This window comes from Enterococcus sp. 3H8_DIV0648, assembly GCF_002140655.1.
Classification (GTDB): domain Bacteria; phylum Bacillota; class Bacilli; order Lactobacillales; family Enterococcaceae; genus Enterococcus_A; species Enterococcus_A hulanensis.
This window is the reverse complement of the sequence record NZ_NGLG01000001.1, coordinates 1,321,826-1,324,055: the sequence shown is the minus strand read 5'-3', so window position 1 is coordinate 1,324,055 and position 2,230 is coordinate 1,321,826. Positions and strand designations below refer to the sequence as shown.

The following is a 2,230-nucleotide window of genomic DNA, read 5'->3' as shown; positions in this document are numbered from 1 at the left end:
TCTTATCGAAATCAGAGCAATCATGCTTAAAGAAAACTTTATAAGCGAAAAAACCTATTTTTTTTTGATATACTATAGAAGAAAGCAGGGATGAGAGTGAAAATAGAATTAAATAATTATGGAATTAAACGAATTCGCCAAGGCAACCCATTAATTCAAGTGGAGGATTTGAAACAAAATATAAAAAAAATTCCCTTAGAGTGGGTAGAGTTCGTCGATAATAAGAATAAATATGTCGCAACTGGTTATTTAGGGAAACAAAATAAAGGTTTCGGCTGGGTGATTGATCAAACACAGCGACCGATCGACCAAGCTTTTTTAATAGAGAAATTTCAGCAAGCACTTGATCAGCGCCAAGCTTTTTTCGCCGATGATACGACAACGGCTTTTCGTTTATTCAATGGAGAAGGCGATGGCTTTGGCGGTGTAACTGTCGACTATTATGCAGATTACTTGGTCATTTCTTGGTACAACGAAACGATCTATCATTTCCAAAAGCTGATCGTGGACAGCTGGTTGGAAGTCTTTCCAAACGCCAAGGGTGTTGTTGAGAAAATTCGTTTCAAGAGCGAGCTGAAGGAAAGCCGCTGGTTAGCAGGAGAAAAACCGCAGGAACCGTTAATCGTACTGGAAAATGGCGTTTCCTATGCCGTATACTTAGATGAAGGCTATATGACAGGCATTTTCTTAGATCAAAAAGAAGTTCGCGGACGTTTAACAGAAGGACTCGCGGCAGGACAAAAGGTTTTGAACATGTTCAGCTATACAGGGGCATTTTCCGTTGCGGCCGCATATGGTGGGGCTTTAGAGACGACCAGTGTTGATTTAGCTCAACGCAGTCTGCCGAAAACACAAGAGCAATTTGAAGTGAATGGTTTGTCATTAGAACAACAAAAAATTATCGTAATGGATACATTTGACTATTTCCGCTATGCATTAAGGAAGCATTTAAGTTATAATCTGATTATCTTGGACCCGCCAAGTTTTGCCCGAAATAAGAAGAAAACCTTTTCAGTGGCAAAAGATTATGGTCGTCTAATTGAAGACAGTGTAGAGATTCTTTCAGAAGAAGGAATGATCATCGCCTCAACGAATGCAGCGAATCTGCCGATTAAGAAATTTAAACAAGCAATCGAAACAGCGTTAGAGAATAAAAACGTGAGCTATCAATTAACAGAAAGCTATCGTTTGCCAGCAGATTTTCCGGCCAGCAATTTTGAGGAAAGCAATTATTTGAAAGTTTTATTTTATACGATAAAAAAATAGAAGAAAATGGGATGGGATGCGTATGATGGATGTTCAAGTAAGAGAAGTGCGGTTTGATGCAGGAAAACCTAAAATCTGCGTGCCGATTGTTGGAAAGACTTTCGATGAGATCATTGAACAAGCAAATGAAGCCAAGAAAGTTGCCGAGGTCATTGAGTGGCGTGCGGATTATTATGAAGATATTTTCGATGATGATCAATTAAATGCAACACTATTGGCATTACGAGATGAAATCCGTAATATTCCATTGATCTTCAACCTGCGTCCGGTTGAAGCGGGTGGTCAGCTCGAAATTTCTCTAAATCAATATCGTCATGTTTATGAGTTTGCGGTTTCTTCGCGTGCGATTGATTTGGCGGACGTAGAGGTGTCGATCATTGATCAATTATCGACGACGTTTATCAAATGGATGCAGGCGTTAGATGTACGTGTGATGCTGAGCTATTATAACTTCAAGGAAACGCCAGAGGACGCTGTGATTTTATTCCGTTTAAACTTGATGGAACATTGGGGAGCGGATATCGCGAAAATCGTCGTGTTTCCTAAAAACGAAGCAGACGTTTTACGTCAGATGGAGATCGTGATGAAGGCCCAAACCTTCGTTTCCTTGCCCGTTGCCTCGGTGTCACTAGGACGCTTAGGGAAATTCTCGCAAATCAGCGGATCATTGGACGGCTCCTGTATGACCTATGGTTGTCTAGAAGGCAAGCCTTATGATGATGCCCAGATCGAAGCAGAAAAATTGGTCATGATGATCAACGAACTAAAATAAGAAAGGCTTCGCGAACTCGCTCAGCTTTTGAGCAATAAGACTAAAATTTTGATAAGTCGTTTCTCAGACTTAACAAAATTTTCGCTTATTGTCGATAAAGCTAGTTCGTGAAGCTGAACATCGTTAAAGCTGTTGATTTAATGTTTTTACTTGTAAAATTTTATACTTCCTTTAATGATTCAGGTGTCAAAA

General features: G+C 39.8%; 2 protein-coding genes. Both read left to right on the top strand.

Annotated elements, in window-relative coordinates; genetic code table 11:
- Positions 1 to 96 precede the first annotated feature (96 nt).
- Entirely contained in the window at positions 97 to 1,266 is a 1,170-nt protein-coding gene (locus A5875_RS06055) for a class I SAM-dependent rRNA methyltransferase (RefSeq protein WP_422851558.1), read from the top strand.
- Between the two features lie 22 nt (positions 1,267 to 1,288).
- Positions 1,289 to 2,038, top strand: coding sequence for a type I 3-dehydroquinate dehydratase (gene aroD / locus A5875_RS06050; protein ID WP_088934642.1), 750 nt, complete (start codon positions 1,289 to 1,291; stop codon positions 2,036 to 2,038).
- Positions 2,039 to 2,230 lie beyond the last annotated feature (192 nt).